Source organism: Phenylobacterium sp., assembly GCF_036501465.1.
In the GTDB taxonomy this organism is placed as follows: Bacteria; Pseudomonadota; Alphaproteobacteria; order Caulobacterales; family Caulobacteraceae; genus Phenylobacterium.
Genome location: NZ_DASYAF010000049.1, coordinates 1 through 15,810, shown reverse-complemented (window position 1 = coordinate 15,810; position 15,810 = coordinate 1). Strand labels below are relative to the sequence as shown.

Here is a 15,810-nt window from a genome sequence, read left to right as displayed (position 1 = left end):
GATGTTCCGCACGCGGCGCTTCTGGTTTTCCTCAGGGGTTATGCGGCCAGGCGCCGGCTTGATGATCCGGCTCTCGCGCCGCTCAGCCTCGGCCGCCTGGGCTTCAGCCTCCCTCGCCGCCTCGCGAGCGTCACGCGAAGCGTCCCGATCCAGCTTGAAGGTGAGCGCCAGGGTCAGGCGCACGGTGCGCGAGGTCTTGTGGAAAGCTTCGGTGAGGAGCGCCCGTTCTTCCGGCGTCTCCGCCGCGCGGGCCTGCACCGCAAGATCACGCGCCAGCATCAGGCCGAGCTCCGCGAGCTCGCCCAGGATCTGCTCGGCTCTCTCGCGCTTGGCCACTGCATCCGACATGAACAAAACAAGAACATAGATCGGGCCAGGAGTCAAGGATTTTCGCACCCGGACAGCATCGAAGCGGAAATTAGGCTCCCCGCCCCTTCGCAGGCCTCAGGTCATCTGGCGCAGCTTCGCCACCCGATCGATCGAGCCCTCGGCCTCGGCCATGATGCGGGCCACGATCTCGCCGGCCGGGAGCACGTCCTTCACCCCGCCAGCCGACTGGCCCATGGCGAAGGCGGACTTGTCGATGTCGAGGCCTTCCACCTGGCCGCCGATGCCGCCCATGGCGCCGGCGCGGTGCGAAATGCCGGCCTGGAGCGGGAACGGCTGGATGTCGCCGGGCCTGGTTTCCCAGTCCTCGGTCCAGGCGTTCTTCTTCACCCGCATGGGCTTGCCGGAATAGCTCTTGGTGCGGACCGTGGCCTCGTCCGAAGCCTCGACGATCACGTCGCGGTACATCTGGCCCGCGTGCGCCTCGGCCGAAGCGATGAAGCGGGTGCCCATCCAGACGCCGACCGCGCCCAGGCTCAGCGCCGCCGCCAGGCCGCGCCCGTCGTAAAGGCCGCCGGCCGCCACCACCGGGATCTTCACCGCCTCCACCGCCTGCGCCACCAGGGGCATGGTCCCCACCAAGCCGGTGTGGCCGCCGCCCTCGCCGCCCTGGCAAATCACCGCGTCGCAGCCGGCCTGTTCGGCCTTCACCGCGTGCTTCACCGCCCCGCAGACCACCATCACCTTCAGCCCGGCGCCCTTCAGCCGCTGCATGATCGGCATGGGCACGCCCAGGCCCGCGACGAAGGAGGAGGCGCCTTCCTCAATGATGATCTCCACCGCGGCGGTGAGGCTGTCGGGGCTGGCGGCCAGCAGGTCGACGCCGAACGGCTTGTCGGTGAGCGCCTTCACCTTCCTCATCTCGTCGCGGATGAAATCGGGCGTGCGGCCGGCCATGCCGAGCACGCCGTAGCCGCCGGCGTTGGAGACCGCCGCCACCAGCTCGGCGTAGGAGACGCCGCCCATGCCGGCCAGCATGATCGGATGGGTCACGCCCAGCAGGTCGCAGAGCTTGGTATGAATGGTCATCGGGCGCCGTCCTTCGAATTTGCCTCACGATGGCGCATGGCGCGCGCGATGCAACCGTCACGCAGGGTGAACGGCTTGCAGCCGCGCCCCGGTTCGCCGATCACCGGGCCATGACCCGGCCGCTCTCCATCCGCATCGACGACCTCAGCGGCGAGCCGACCCGCAGGCTGCTGGCCCTGCACCTGGCCGGCATGCAGGCCAACACCCCGCCGGAGCATGTGCGGGCGCTGGACCTGTCGGGCCTGCAGAAGCCGCAGATCACCGTCTGGACGGCCTGGCTGGGCGAGGCGATCGCGGGCGTGGCGGCGCTGAACCAGATCGCGCCGGACCATGGGGAGCTGAAGTCCTTCCGCACCCATCCGGACCATCTGCGCCGGGGCGTGGCGGCGGCGCTGCTGGACCACATCATCGGCGAGGCGCGCTCACGCGGCCTCTCGAGGCTCAGCCTGGAGACCGGCCGGGGCGCGGCGTTCGAGCCGGCGCTGGCGCTTTACCGCACCCGCGGCTTCGCCGACGGCGGGGCCTTCAGCGACTACGACGCCTCCGACTTCAACCGGTTCCTGCACCTGGAACTGTGAGGGCAAATTCCCTTCTCCCCTTGCGGGAGACGGTGTCGGCCGAAGGGCGACGGATGAGGGGTCGAACCGGGCTCTCGGCGTGAGGCCCGCCGGATCATCGCCCCCTCATCCGACCTGCTCCGCAGGCCACCTTCTCCCGCGAGGGGAGAAGGATGTCAGCGCCCCCTCAGTAGATCGTGTAGCCGCCGTCGATGACGAAGCTGTCGCCGGTGTGGAAGCGCGAGGCGTCGGACGCCAGGTAGACGGCTATGCCGGCGAAATCCTCCCCTTCGCCCCAGCGGCGGAAGGGCACGCGCTTGAGGATCACCTGCTCGTTGAACTTGTCGTTGTCCTGGGCGCCCTGGGTCATGTCGGTGGCGATCCAGCCGGGCAGGATGGAGTTGGCCCGCACGCCATAGCGCGCGTATTCGACGGCCAGGCCGCGGACCATGGCCAGCACCCCGCCCTTGGTCGAGGCATAGGCCTGGTTGCGCGGGGCGCCGTGGATCGCGCTGGTGGAGGAGGTCACCACCAGGGAGCCGCCTGGATCGCCGGCCTCGGCGCGTTCCTTCATGTGGCGCACCGCCTCGCGGAAGGTCCAGAAGACCGCGTCGAGATTGACCGTGGTCACGCGCCGCCAGCGTTCGGTGGTCATCTGGTCGAAGGCCGCGCCGCCGCCGATGCCGGCGTTGGCGGCGCAGAAGTCGAGCCGCCCGAAGGTGTCGATCACCTCGGCCACCCCGGCGACGATGGCGGCCTCGTCGGCCACGTCGACCTTGCGCACCAGCACGTCGACGCCATGCGCCTTCAGCGCCGCCTCGGCCCTGGCGTTCTTCTCCGGGTTCTGCCCCCAGACGGCGACCTTGGCGCCGGCGGCGGCCAGGCCTTCGGCCATGCCCAGGCCGATGCCGCCGTTGCCGCCGGTGACCAGCGCTGCCTTTCCCGTCAGGTCGAACGGCTTGTAGGCCATGGGTTTCCCTTCCCTAGTCGTCTTTGGATTTGCGCTGCAGCGCGACCGGCGGCGGTTGCGGCCGGGCGAAGACGTATTCCGCGTCGCTGGAAGCAGACGCCACGAACCGGTAGCCGTCGCGGTCGAAGGCCCTGAGGTCGCCGGGCCGCTCGAGACGGCCCTCGATGGCGAAGCGGGCCATGGCGCCGCGGGCGCGCTTGGCGAAGAAGGAGATCACCCGGGCCTCGCCGTCCTGCTCTTCCAGGAAGCGGCAGGAGACCACCGGGGTCTTCAGCGCCGCGCGGTCGACGGCGCCGAAGTATTCCTGGCTGGCGCAGTTCACGATGGTCTGTTGCTTGTGGCCGGCGACCGCGGCGTCCAGCGCCTCGGCGATCCGCGGGCCCCAGAAGTCGTAGAGGCTGCCGCCGCGCTTGGTCTTGATCCGCACGCCCATCTCCAGCCGGTAGGGCTGGATGGCGTCCATCGGGCGCAGCACGCCGTAGAGGCCGGAGAGGATGCGCACGCGCTCCTGAGCCCAGGCCAGGGCCTTGCGGTCGAGCTCGCGAGCGCGCAGGCCCTGGTAGACATCGCCGTTGAAGGCGAAGGCCGCCTGCACGCCCTCCTCGCTTTCGGGGTCGAAGGCCTGGAAGCGCTCGCGGTTCAGCCTGGCCAGCGAATCGGAGAGCTCCATCATCCGCTTGAGGTCCGACACCTTCAGCTTGCGGGTGGTCTTGGCCAATTCCGCCGTCTGGTCGGTGAGCTGGGCGGCGGTGAGCGGCGCGCTCGGCGGGCCCGCGGTGAAATCGAGCGCCTTGGCGGGGGAAAGGACGATGAGCATCGCCCGCTGCTTTGCCCGCTCCTGACGGCCAAGCCAAGCGGGCTTCTTGCTGGCCGCGCCTTTGTCGGCCATCACAGAGCCATGGCCCCTTCGCGCGCGCTCCTGGCCGGCCTTGCCGCAGCGGTTTCGCTGGCCGGCGGCGTGGCCAACGCCGGGCCGCTAAGCGCCTGTGTCTGGAGCAAGCTCCCGGCGGCGGAGCAGGCGAAGACCCTTGCCGCCTATCGGCAGAACATGGCCGCCGGCGCGACAGTCCTCGACCGGCTCGGCGGCAAGCTCAAGGCCGCGACCAAGGCTTGCGCCAAGCGGGGCGACGTGCCGCCCGACTGGGTCTCGACCATCGCCGGATCGGAGGCGGTGCAGACCACCATGGCGGCGGCGCTCCAGGCCGAGAAACGCCTGGACCGGCCGCGGCTGGACGCCGCCTGGGCCGCGGCGCCGGCCAACGTCCTGGCCTGCTTCCGGGCGACCGGACGGCTGGCCTTCTTCCCCAACGGCACGGGCTGCGCCGATCCGATCGCGGCGGCCTGGCTGCTCAAGCGGCTGGGCCTGGATCGGAGCCAGCAGCCGGCGGCGCAGCAGGCGATCTACTATTTCAACGCCAAGGCGATCGGCGAGTGGGGCGACCAGCTGGTCGCCAGGCTGCCGCCGAAGCCGAAGCGCTAGGCTGGAACGGCGCCCCTTAGAACAGCACCCTCGGATTCATGATCCGCTTGGGGTCCAGCGCGCGGCGGATGGCGGCCAGCGCCTCGACCTCGACGGGGGATTTGTAGCGCCGGGCCTCCTCGGTCTTCATCGAGCCCAGGCCGTGCTCTGCGCTGATCGAGCCGCCCATGGAGGCCACGATGTCGTGGACGATGCGGCTGCCCTCGTCGCGGCGCGCGGCATGTGGAGCGTCCGGCGCGCCGTCGCCACGCAGGACGTCGTAGTGGATGTTGCCGTCGCCCATGTGCCCGAAGGCGGCGATGCGGCAGCCGGGGACGAAGGCGCGCATGGCCGCGTCCGCCTCGCGCAGGAAATCGGCGACGCGGCTGACCGGCACCGAGACGTCGTGCTTCCAGGTCGCGCCCTCGGGCTTCTGGGCCGGCGACTGGTTCTCGCGGATGGCCCACAGCGCCTTGGCCTGGGCTTCGGTCTGGGCGACGGCGGCGTCGGCGATCAGCCCGATTTCCAGGCCCCAGGCCAGGAAGCGTTCCATGGCGGCCTCGGCCGAGCCCGGCTCGCCGGACGAGAACTCGGCCAGCACGTACCAGGGATGCCGCTCGGCCAGCGGGTCGCGCGTGCCGGCGATGTTCCTGAGCGCGAAATCCACGCCCAGGCGGCCCATCAGTTCGAAGGCCTCGACCGCGCCGCCCGTCTCGTCCTTCGCCCGGACCAGCAGCTTCAGCGCCGCCTCCGGGCTTTCGACCCCGATGAAGGCCACGGCGCGCGAGGCCATGACGGGAAACAGCTTCAGCGCCGCGGCGGTGACCACGCCCAAGGTGCCCTCGGCGCCGATCAGCAGCTGCTTCAGGTCATAGCCCGTGTTGTCCTTGCGCAGGTGCTTCAGCCCATTCCAAACCTCGCCGTTGGGCAGCACGGCCTCAAGACCCAGCACCAGGTTGCGGGTCATGCCGTATCGCAGCACCTGGGTGCCGCCGGCGTTGGTGGAGACGAAGCCGCCGACGGTGGCCGAGCCCTCCGAGGCGAGGCCCAGCGGGAAGCGGCGGTTCATGCCCGCGGCCGCCTCATGCACGGCGCTGAGCGTCACGCCGGCCTCGGCCACCAGCACGTCGTCGAAGGCGTCGGCCTCGCGGATGGCGCGCATCCGCTCGGTGGACAGCAGGATCTCGCCCTGCGGGATCTGGCCGCCCACCAGCCCGGTGTTGCCGCCCTGGACGGTGATCGGCGTGCCGGCCTCGGCGCAGACGCCGACGACGGCGGCCACGTCGGCGGTGGTCCTGGGAAGCGCCAGGAACGGGGTCTCGCCGCTCCAGCGGTCGCGCCATTCCAGGAGCTTGGGCGCCAGCGTCTGCGGGTCCTGGCTCCAGCCGCCCTCGCCGAGCACGGCCTTGAGGCGCGAGAGGACGTCGGCGGGAACGGGCGCGGTCATGGGGTAAACTACCTCACCCCTTACGAACCGTCATGGCCGGCCTTGTGCCGGCCATCCATGGACACCCGCGTTCCGGACGAGTCCTGCGGCGGTGCGTATGGATCCCCGGCACAAGGCCGGGGATGACGGTACGAATTACCCCACAAACCCCGCCGCGCGGCGGAGCCGGTCGTTGATCGCTTCGCCCAGGCCGGTGTCCGGAATGGGCGCGACGGCGATGGCCCGGGCGCCCGAGGCGTCGGCGGCGCGCAGGAAGGAAAACAGGTTGGCGGCGGCCTCGGCCAGGTCACCGGCCGGGCTGAGGTTCAGCGGCTGCGGGAAGCCCGGGCCGAAGCCCAGCCAGACCTCGCCGTCGCGGGGCTCGGTGGCGTTCAGCCGCACCGGCAGGTCCGGCGCGTAATGGCGGGCCAGGCGGCCGGGCGAGCGCCGGGCGTCAGCCTCGGCCTCGGCGAGCGGGCCGACCAGCGCCTCGATCTCGGCGCGGGTGACGGCGCCCGGGCGCAGCAGCCGGGGCCGGTCCAGCAGGGCCACGACGGTCGATTCCAGGCCGATGCGGCAGGCGCCGCCGTCGAGCGCCGCGGCGGCCGCCGCGCCGGTCTCCGCCACGGCGTCGGCCAGGGTGGTCGGGCTGGGCCGGCCGGAGCGGTTGGCCGACGGCGCGACCAGCGGCCCGCCGAAGCTTCCGAGCAGCGCCTGGGCCACCGGATGGCCGGGCGACCGCACCGCGACGGTGTCCAGGCCCGCGCGCGCCAGGTCGCAGACCGCGGCGGTGTCGGCGGCCGGCAGCACCAGGGTCAGCGGCCCCGGCCAGAAGGCCGCCGCCAGCGCCTCGGCGCGACCGTCGAACCGCGCCACGCGCCGAGCGGTCGCCAGGTCGGCCACATGGGCGATCAGCGGGTTGAAGCTGGGCCGGCCCTTGGCCTCGTAGACGCGGGCCACGGCGCGGGCGTCGCCGGCGTCGGCCGCCAGGCCATAGACGGTTTCCGTGGGCAGGATGACAAGGCCGCCGGCCCGCAGCGCGGCGGCGGCTTCTTCGATCTGGTGCGGCGTCGGCGTCACGGCGGCTGGTTACACCGCCACGGCCCCGCGGCCTACTTCGGCTTGCGGAACCGGTAGATGAACTGATCGGTGTGGTGGCGGATCGCCTTGTCGAAAACGACCTTCTTCAGGTCGTCCGCCGGGTTCTTCAGCACCTTGCTCTCGCCCTCGAACCTGAAGCCGGCGCTCTCGACCTCGGTCTTGACGATCGCCGGGTCGATGCGGTGCAGGGTGTCGGTGTCGCGCAGGCCCGAGCCGGCCTCGGCGGTGTGGTCGACCACCAGGAAGACGCCGCCGGGCTTCAGCGCCTTGTAGACCTGGCGTGAGAAGGCCACGGGGTCGAGCTTGCCCATGAACTTGTCCGGGTAGTCGTGATAGTTCTGGACGGTGAACACCAGGTCCACCGGCTCGGGCGTGGCGAAGGCGGCGGCCGGCTGCAGGATCACCGAGGTGTTCGGATAGCCCTGTTTGGCCAGCGCCTGGTTCTTGATCGGGTCGGGCTGGGCTTCCCTGGCGTACTCGTTGGGCCAGACCATGTAGACGTGGCCCTTGGGGCCGACGATTTTCGAGAACACCTTGGTGAAGTAGCCGGACCCCGGGATCAGGTCGACGACCTTGTCGCCCGGCTTGACGCCGGAGAAGGCCACCACCTCGGCGATGTGGCGGTAGGCGTCGGCCTCGCGGTCGTCGCCGCGGCCCTTGTCGTCCACGGCGGCCTTCACATAGGCCGGGATGGCCGGCGCGGCTTCGAGCACGGCGCCGGCGCAGAGGGCGGCCGCCGCGCAGGCGGCCAGGATCAGGGGTTTCATGGGTCGGTTCCAGGTCATGGCGTCGCCGGCGCCAAGCTCTTGCCCGGCCTCCTGCCTGTCAATCGGACGGGGCTACCGCTTGTCGCTTATAGCGTTCACTTGGACGCGAACCGCGACCTTGGCCGGCACCTGGTCGGTGGCGGTGAACTCGCCCTGGCCGACGCCGAACAGGGTGCGGTCCAGGCTGGTCTCGCCGCTCATCTGGGCCTTGTCGCCGACGATCTTCAGCTTGAACGGCAGGTCGACGGGCTTGGTCACGCCACGCAGGTTCAGCGTTCCGTGGGCGACGAAGGCCCCTTCGCCCTTCTTCTCGAACTTCGTCGCGGTGAACACCGCCTTGGGATGGGTGGCGGCGTCGAACCAGTCGCCGGCCGGGAGCGAGGCGTCGCGCTGCTCGTCGCCGGTCCTGGCCGAGGCCATGTCGATGGTGACGACGACCTTGGACCGATCCAAGGCGTCGGGGCTGAACAGGATGTCGGCGGTCCACGTTTCGAAGCGGCCCTGCACGGCGTCGCCGCTCCAGGCGGTCTGGAAGTTGAGGCTCGAGCCCGGCGCGACCTTCCAGGCGATGGGGCCGGCGGGCGCCGCGGCGGGCGGCGTGGGAGCGGCGGCGGCGGCCGGCTGGGCGGCGGTTTCGGCGGCGGGCGCGGCGGGCGTCTGCGGCAGGAACGGCTGGGCCGGAGCCTCGGCCGCCGGCGGCGGGCCGGAGGCCGGGTGCGGCGGGTTCACCAGCTTGCCGAAGGCGAAGGCGCCGGCCACGGCGGCCAGCGCCAGCCAAAGCCGCCAGTCCCACCAGCGGCCGGGGACCGCGCCGGGCGCCATGCGTCCGAAGACCGGCACGCCCGCTTCGAAGAACTGATGCTTCAGGGCGCCGGCCACATGCAGCACGAACAGGATATAGACACCCCAGGCGAGGATGCCGTGACCGTTCTCGCCCACCGCATGCCACGCCTGCTTGACGGCCGGCGCCATGGCCGCGAAGCCCGGGATGTTCGGCCAGGGGACCGCGCCGTAGAGCAGGGTCGGGATCGCCGTCTTGCTGGCCGAGACCATGATCCAGCCGGTGAGCGGCATGCCGATCATGATCACGTAGAAGCCCCAGTGGACGACGAGCGAGAGCCCGCGCTCCCACGGCTTCAGGGCGGCCGGTTCCGGCGGCGGCGGGTTGGTCAGCCGCCAGCCCAGGCGGATCAGGCTCAGCACCAGGATGGTGACGCCGATCGACTTGTGCAGCTGGGTGAGCGCGAATCCGGTCGGGCTGTGGTCGCCCTTGAACCGCCAGGCCAGGCTCACCTGCGCGGCAATGGCCAGCGCGATCAGCCAGTGCAGGACGATGGCGACCGTGGCGTAGCGGCGGCTGGCGCGCGGCAGCTTGTGGACGGTGGCGGTCATGCGGCGGCTCCGGCCCGGCTACTTTTTCTCGAACTCGACCTCGAAGATCACATCCACCTCATCGCTCGTGAACTGGTTGAGGACGAAGTTGCTGAGGCCGAAGTCGGACCGCTTGATCTGGGTCGACCCCGAAAAGCCCAGGCGCGTGCCGACCGGGGTGACCCCATGGCCCGCGCCGTCGAAGGTGACGTCGAGCGTCACCGGCTTGGTGACCCCGTGAAAGGTCAGGTCGCCGGTCATGGTTCCCTTGCCGTCGGCGCCGCCCTGGATGCCGGTCGTGACGAAGGTGATGGTCGGGTATTTGTCGGGCTCGAAGTAGCCGGTGATCTGCTTGTCGAAGGCGGGGTCGTGGGTGTCGATGGACTTCGGATCCACCGTGATGGTGGCCTTGGTCTGCTGCCAGTTGGCCGGATCGTAGGTGAAGTTCCCGTCCAAGCCGTCGAAGCGCAGGGTGTAGTGCGAGAAGCCCATGTGGACGATCTTGATCGTCAGGCTCGCATGCTTCTTGTCGAGGACGTAGGTCCCCGCCGGGACCTTGGTCGGATCGGTGGTGGTGGGCGCGGCGCGAACCGGATGAACGGGGGCGGCCGCAGTCGCCAGCAGGACCGAGAGGGCGAAGGCGGCGGTCAGGGTTCGCATGTCGTCTCCAAGCTCTGCCTTGCCCCATCCGCCAGATAGTGGGCGGCGACCCTAGCGCAAAGGCCGGGGAAGCGGATTTACGGCGTATGGAGGGGCGGCTATCGCTTTGGACGTCAGCGGGCGGCGCGAGCCGTGGGATTCCGGAGTGCGGAAGCCGCTGACCTGCGGCTGGACCGACGCCAATAGGCGCGTATGATACCAGCGGGAAACAAAAGGGGAGCGGGCGATGGTGCGCAGGCAAATCTGGCTGGCCACGGCGGTGGCGATTCCGGTTCTGGCGGCGGCGGCCGGCCTCACCCTCGACCGGCTCCACGGCGGACCAACCGCCCAGGCGGCGACCACCGCCCCGCGGCCCGAGGCGTCCACGCCGCCAGGCGTCGTCTACAAAAGCCGTATCCCGGCCGCCGATCGGCGCGCCTATTTCGGCGACCTGCACCTGCACACCGCCAACAGCTTCGACGCCTGGAGCTTCGGCACCAAGACCACGCCCGACGAGGCCTACAAGTTCGCCCGCGGCGAGACGGTGATGATCCAGGCCTCGCAGATCAACCGCGAGGAGACCGAGAGCCTGAGCGGCATGATCCCGGCCAAGCGCGCCTGGCCGCTCGACTTCCTGGCGGTCACCGACCACTCGGAATACATGGGCGTCGCCAACCAGTTCGACGATCCGAACAACCCCCTGGCCAAGTCGCCGATCGCCGCGCAGGTGGCCAAGGACCCGCACCAGATGTTCGTCATCGTGGCGCGCGCGCTCGAGGGTTCCGCCGCCGATGGGCCGAAGGTCGATCTCAACGCCGACAAGGCGATGAGCGACACCTGGGGCCGTCAGATGAAGGCCGCCAACGACAACTACATCCCCGGCAGGTTCACCACCTTCGTCGCCTATGAATGGACCTCGGCGCCGGATGGCCAGAACCTGCACCGCAACGTCATCTTCAACGCCGACCACGCGCCGCAGCCGTTCACCTCAACCCAGTCGAAGCGCCCCGAGGACCTCTGGAGCTTCCTGGAAAAGGTGCGCGCCGGCGGCATCGACGTGATCGCCATCCCGCACAACGCCGACGCGTCCAACGGGCTGATGTACGACTGGAACGACAGCGACAAGCGCCCGATCAGCGAGGCCTACGCCCAGCGGCGCCTGCTGAACGAGCCCCTGACCGAGATCGCCCAGAACAAGGGTGTCTCCGACACCGTGCCGGAGATCTCGCCCAACGACGAATTCGCCAACTTCGAACGCTACGACCACCTGATCTCGCGCCCGCAGGTGAAGAGCAAGGTGGACGGCAGCTATGTCCGCCAGGCCCTGGGCCGCGGCCTGGTGCTGCTGAACCGCGTGGGCGCCAACCCCTACAAATATGGCGTGGTCGGCGGCACCGACATCCACAACGGCCTGTCGACCACCGACGAGAACGGAGTGGGCGGCTCGTTCGGGGTCGATCCGAAATCCTTCCTGCCGAGCGGGGACGCGGCCAAGCGCATGCTGCAGATCATCCGCATGCCCGCGCGCCTCGACAGCGACGCCGACGCCAAGGGCGAGGCCCATTCCCCGCAGAGGACGCTGGAGGTCGGCACCGGCGGAGTGACCGGCGTCTGGGCCGAGGAGAACACCCGCAATTCGATCTATGCGGCGCTGAAGCGCAAGGAGACCTTCGCCACCACCGGCACGCGCATCAAGGTTCGGATGTTCGGCGGCTGGGGCTATCCGGCGAACCTGGCGGCCCAGTCCGGCTGGGTGAAGACCGCCTACGCCAAGGGCGTGGCCATGGGCTCGGACCTGCCGGCGCGCGGGGCCGCCAAGGCCCCGACCCTGATCCTGCAGGCCACCAAGGACCCGGACGGCGCCAACCTCGACCGCATCCAGGTGATCAAGATGTGGCAGGACGGCGATGGCTATAAGGAGAAGATCTTCGACGTCGCGCTGTCCGGCGGGCGCAAGACCGACCCGAAGACCGGCAAGGCGCCGGCGGTGGGCAATACCGTCGACCTGAAGACCGGCAAATACACCAACACCATCGGCGCGCCGGTGCTGACGGCGCAGTGGACCGACCCGACCTTCGATCCGAAGAAGCCGGCGGTCTACTACGCCCGGGTGATGGAGATCCCGACGCCGCGCTGGAGCACCCACCTGGCGATCGTCAACCACCTGCCGATCCCGACCGAGGTCCCGGCCACCATCCAGGAGCGCGCCTGGACGTCTCCCATTTGGTTCACACCGCCCAAGGGCGGCTAGGGCCGATCTGGTTCACGCCGCCGAAGGGCTAGGACCTTTGCCCTGACCGGGCGGGCGGCCTAAAGACGGCGCGAGACGTTTCGGGGATCGACCCCAGGAGACCGCCCATGAGCTTCCGCGCGCCGGTCCGCGACCTGGCCTTCGCCCTGTCGGCCGTAGGCCACGACGCCCTGATCGCGCGCGCCTACCCCGACCTGGACGCCGACACCGTGGCCGCGGTGCTGGAAGCCGCCGGGTCGTTCACCACCGACGTGCTGGCGCCCCTGAACCGCAAGGGCGACATCGAGGGCGCGCGCTACGAGAACGGCGTGGTCACCGCCGCGCCCGGCTTCGCCGACGCCTACCGGCAGTTCGTGGCCGGCGGCTGGAACTCGCTCAGCGCGGATCCGCAGTTCGGCGGCCAGGGCCTCTCCAAGGCCATGGAGCTGGCGGTGTTCGAGATGGTCCATGCGTCGAACATGGCCTTCGGCCTGTGCCCGATGCTGACCCAGGGCGCCATCGAGGCGCTCATCCTGCACGGCACCGCGCGGCAGAAGGCCCTGGTCCTGCCCAAGCTGGTCAGCGGCGAGTGGACCGGCGCCATGTGCCTGACCGAGCCGCAGGCCGGCTCCGACCTGGCGGCGCTGACCACCATGGCCCGGCCGGACGGCAACGGCGGCTACACGCTTTCCGGCCAGAAGATCTTCATCACCTGGGGCGACCACGACGCGGCCGAGAACATCTGCCACCTGATCATCGCGCGCACGCCCGACGCCCCGCCCGGCGTGAAGGGCATCAGCCTGTTCCTGGCCTCGAAGTACGCGCTGAAGGACGACGGCTCGCTGGGCGCGCGCAACGACTTCCGCCCCGCCTCCATCGAGCACAAGCTGGGCATCCACGGCTCGCCAACCTGCGTCATGCTCTACGAGGGCGCGAAGGCCGAGCTGGTGGGCGAGCTGGGCCAGGGCCTGGCCCACATGTTCGTCATGATGAACGCCGCGCGCCTGCAGGTGGGCGTCCAGGGCGTGGCCATCGCCGAGCGGGCCTTCCAGCAGGCCCTGGCCTTCAGCCAGGAGCGCCGGCAGGGCAAGGCGGTCTGGTCAGGCGACTACCCCTCGGAGATCTGGGGCCATCCGGACGTGCGCCGGATGCTGATGCTGATGAAGGCCAAGACCGAGGCGGCCCGCGCCATCTGCCTGACCACCGGGGTGCTGGCCGACATCGCCAAGCTGGCCGACACCGAGCAGGAGCGCGCCGCCGCCAGGGCGCGCCAGGAGCTGCTGACCCCGATCGCCAAGGCCTGGTCGACCGACGTCGGCGTCGAGGTCGCCTCGCTGGGCGTCCAGGTACACGGCGGCATGGGCTTCATCGAGGAGACCGGCGCGGCCCAGCACTACCGCGACGCCCGCATCGCCCCGATCTACGAGGGCACCAACGGCATCCAGGCCATCGACCTGGTGGGCCGCAAGGTGGGCATGGCCGACGGCGGGGTGATGAAGGCGCTCACCGCCGAGCTGGCGCTGACCGCCGAGCAGCTGACCGAGGTCCCGGACCTGGCTCCAGTGGGCCGCCGGCTGGCGGCCGGCGTGGGCGCGCTGGAGCGGGCCACCGACTGGCTGCTGGCGCACCGCGGGCCGGACAGCCTGGCCGCCGCCACGCCCTACCTGAAGCTGGCGGGCGACGTGATCGGCGGCGCCATGCTGGGCCGCCAGGCGCTGATGGCGGCGATGGCGGCCGAGGCGGTGGGCGGCTCGGACGACCCGTGGCTGAAGAGCAAGGCGGCGCTGGCGCGCCTGTTCGCCGGCCAGGTGCTGGCCCAGGCGCCGGGGATCGCCGAGGGCCTGACGGACGGGGCCGCCGACCTGGAAACCACCGCCTTCGCCGCGCTCACGGCCTAAGCAGTTTCACGTAGGGGATTCTCCGAAACTTCACGTTTGCGGCCGATCCTCGGCTCGCGAAGGGTGGGGTGAGATGAGCGAGCCAAGCTGGCTGAACAGCCGTGCGCGCGCCGCGCGAGCGATGTCCGACGCGGGCCTCAGCGCCTATCAGCTCACCCTGAGCGGGCTGGTCCAGCGCATGCCCTTCCACCTGGTGGTCAATGGCCTGACCGGCCTGGCCATGGCCCTGATCGGCCATGCGGCCATGGGCCTGATCGCCTTCCTGGCCTTCACGGGTTTCGACGCGGTCCACCTGGTCTTTGTCAACCGCTGGAGAGCCGCCGCCGAGCGGACGCCGGACGGCGAGGGGTTCCGCAAGATCGCGTTCGCCTCCCTGATCCGCACCACCATCTACGTCGCCCCGGCGACCGTGCTCGCCGTGCAGGGCGGCCGCGCCGAACTGCTGCTGTTCGCCGTTCAGGCGACCACGCTGATCGCGGTCAGCATGTCCTGCAGCATGACCTCGCGCTTCGTGTTCTGGGCCCTGGCCACGCCCGTGCTGATCGCCATGGGCGCGGTGGGCGCCGCCGCCGCCGGCCCGGGGAACGCCGCCGGCCTGCTGCTGATCCAGGCGGTGCTGGTGTTGCTGCTGGGCCTGATGATGGAGGGCATCACCCGCACGGTCCACGTGCTGCACAAGGCGTTCAACCAGAACGTCGCCCTGATCCCGCAGCTGGAGACCGCGCGCGACCAGGCGCTGGCCGAGCGCGCCGCCGCCGACGAGGCGCGCGAGACCGCCCGCCAGGCCGGCCGCGCCAAGTCCAACTTCCTGGCCACCATGAGCCACGAGATCCGCACGCCCATGAACGGGGTGCTCGGCATGGCCCAGCTGATGCGCCGCGACGAGACCAATCCCGTCCAGCAGGCGCGCCTCGACGTGCTGATCGAGTCCGGCGACTACCTGCTGTCGATCCTCAACGACATCCTCGACGTCTCCAAGATCGACGCCGGGCGCCTCGACATCCATCCGGCGCCGGAGGACCTGAAGCAGTTCCTGCAGCGGCTGGTGGGCTTCTGGGGGCCACGCGCCGACGAGAAGGGCGTGGCCATCGAACTGGAGATCGCCCAGGGCGCGCCGGACTTCGTGCTGGTCGATGCGCTGCGCCTGCGCCAGGTGCTGTTCAACCTGATGGGCAATGCGCTGAAGTTCACCGACAAGGGCGCGGTCACCGTCGCGGTCGACGCCATGCCGAACGGCGAGGGCGCGGTGCTGCTGCACGTGGCCGTCCGCGACACAGGCATCGGCATCGCCCCGGAACACCTGCCGCAGCTGTTCACCCGGTTCACCCAGGCCGACGAGTCCGAGATGCGCAAGTTCGGCGGCACGGGCCTGGGCCTGTCCATCGCCAAGCAGCTCGTGGAGCTGATGGGCGGCAGGATCTGGGCCGAGAGCGTGGTGGGCGAAGGCTCGGCCTTCCAGTTCAAGCTGCCGCTCGCCCTGGCCCAGGGGCCGGCCGAACCGAAGGCGGGGTCCGCGCCGGCCGGGGCGGCCGCCGAGCCGATGGACGGCCTGAGGATGCTGGCCGTGGACGACAATGCGGTGAACCTGCTGGTGCTGGAGCAGCTCTTGACCAGCTTCGGCCACCAGGTCGCCAAGGCCTCGAGCGGCGCCGAAGCGCTGGAGGCCCTGGCGGGCGAGGCCTTCGACCTCGTGCTGCTGGACATCCAGATGCCGGGCATGACCGGCGTGGAGGTGCTGCAGCGCCTGCGCGCCGCCGACGGCCCCAACCGCCACGCCCCGGTGGTCGCGCTCACCGCCGACGTCACCTCCGGCGGCCGCCAGCGCTATCTCGACCTGGGCTTCACCGAGCACAGCTCCAAGCCGATCCAGATCCAGGACCTGGTCGAGGCGATCGGCCGGGCCATGGCCGCGCCGGCGGCGAAGCGCGAGGCGGCCTAGGCGCCCGCCGCCGGCGGCTTTTTGAACCACACAACAC

The 15,810-nt window shown here is 70.6% G+C and carries 14 protein-coding genes; 5 read left to right on the top strand and 9 right to left on the bottom strand.

All coding sequences use genetic code 11. The features are described 5' to 3' along the window. Nucleotides 1-348: hypothetical protein (locus VGL85_RS05325; RefSeq protein ID WP_331586758.1), on the bottom strand; the 348-nt coding region annotated here is incomplete at its 3' end. 96 nt (nt 349-444) lie between these two features. Further along, nucleotides 445-1,416 (bottom strand): nitronate monooxygenase family protein, encoded by a 972-nt coding sequence (locus VGL85_RS05320; protein WP_331586756.1) that lies wholly within the window; start codon nt 1,414-1,416, stop codon nt 445-447. A gap of 110 nt (nt 1,417-1,526) precedes the next feature. On the opposite strand from VGL85_RS05320, the gene VGL85_RS05315 reads away from it, so the two are divergent. Next, a complete protein-coding gene (locus VGL85_RS05315) occupies nt 1,527-1,994 on the top strand; it encodes a GNAT family N-acetyltransferase (protein WP_331586754.1) in 468 nt (155 codons plus the stop codon). A 166-nt stretch (nt 1,995-2,160) separates the two neighbouring features. Here the strand turns inward: VGL85_RS05315 and VGL85_RS05310 are convergent, their stop codons facing one another. Both VGL85_RS05310 and yaaA read right to left on the bottom strand, forming a co-directional pair. Then, a complete protein-coding gene (locus tag VGL85_RS05310) occupies nt 2,161-2,943 on the bottom strand; it encodes an SDR family NAD(P)-dependent oxidoreductase (protein WP_331586752.1) in 783 nt (260 codons plus the stop codon). A 13-nt stretch (nt 2,944-2,956) separates the two neighbouring features. Continuing rightward, entirely contained in the window at nt 2,957-3,760 is an 804-nt protein-coding gene (yaaA, locus tag VGL85_RS05305) for a peroxide stress protein YaaA (RefSeq protein WP_331586750.1), read from the bottom strand. Nucleotides 3,761-3,841: 81 nt separating this feature from the next. On the opposite strand from yaaA, the gene VGL85_RS05300 reads away from it, so the two are divergent. Then, entirely contained in the window at nt 3,842-4,423 is a 582-nt protein-coding gene (locus tag VGL85_RS05300; protein ID WP_331586747.1) for a hypothetical protein, read from the top strand. A gap of 16 nt (nt 4,424-4,439) precedes the next feature. On the opposite strand, the gene VGL85_RS05295 is transcribed toward VGL85_RS05300, so the two are convergent. The 5 genes from VGL85_RS05295 to VGL85_RS05275 form a co-directional block, all read right to left on the bottom strand. Then, nucleotides 4,440-5,849, bottom strand: a complete 1,410-nt coding sequence (locus VGL85_RS05295) for an FAD-binding oxidoreductase (RefSeq protein ID WP_331586744.1) — start codon at nt 5,847-5,849, stop codon at nt 4,440-4,442. A 135-nt stretch (nt 5,850-5,984) separates the two neighbouring features. Then, the gene (locus VGL85_RS05290) at nt 5,985-6,908 is read right to left on the bottom strand and encodes an L-threonylcarbamoyladenylate synthase (protein ID WP_331586742.1); all 924 of its coding nucleotides are present in this window, start codon (nt 6,906-6,908) and stop codon (nt 5,985-5,987) included. A 32-nt stretch (nt 6,909-6,940) separates the two neighbouring features. Then, complete coding sequence (locus VGL85_RS05285; RefSeq protein ID WP_331586740.1) at nt 6,941-7,696, bottom strand: class I SAM-dependent methyltransferase; 756 nt, start codon at nt 7,694-7,696, stop codon at nt 6,941-6,943. Nucleotides 7,697-7,768: 72 nt separating this feature from the next. Further along, nucleotides 7,769-9,088, bottom strand: a complete 1,320-nt coding sequence (locus tag VGL85_RS05280) for a YceI family protein (protein ID WP_331586738.1) — start codon at nt 9,086-9,088, stop codon at nt 7,769-7,771. An 18-nt stretch (nt 9,089-9,106) separates the two neighbouring features. Further along, nucleotides 9,107-9,727, bottom strand: a complete 621-nt coding sequence (locus VGL85_RS05275; protein ID WP_331586736.1) for a YceI family protein — start codon at nt 9,725-9,727, stop codon at nt 9,107-9,109. A gap of 226 nt (nt 9,728-9,953) precedes the next feature. Here VGL85_RS05275 and VGL85_RS05270 point away from each other — a divergent pair, with 226 nt between their 5' ends. The 3 genes from VGL85_RS05270 to VGL85_RS05260 all read left to right on the top strand — a co-directional run bounded on the left by VGL85_RS05270 (nt 9,954) and on the right by VGL85_RS05260 (nt 15,773). Further along, nucleotides 9,954-11,957 carry a DUF3604 domain-containing protein gene (locus tag VGL85_RS05270; RefSeq protein ID WP_331586734.1) on the top strand — a complete coding sequence of 668 codons (2,004 nt, stop codon included), beginning with the start codon at nt 9,954-9,956 and terminating at the stop codon, nt 11,955-11,957. A 107-nt stretch (nt 11,958-12,064) separates the two neighbouring features. After that, entirely contained in the window at nt 12,065-13,834 is a 1,770-nt protein-coding gene (locus tag VGL85_RS05265; RefSeq protein ID WP_331586732.1) for an acyl-CoA dehydrogenase, read from the top strand. Between the two features lie 73 nt (nt 13,835-13,907). After that, nucleotides 13,908-15,773, top strand: a complete 1,866-nt coding sequence (locus tag VGL85_RS05260; RefSeq protein WP_331586730.1) for an ATP-binding protein — start codon at nt 13,908-13,910, stop codon at nt 15,771-15,773. Nucleotides 15,774-15,810 lie beyond the last annotated feature (37 nt).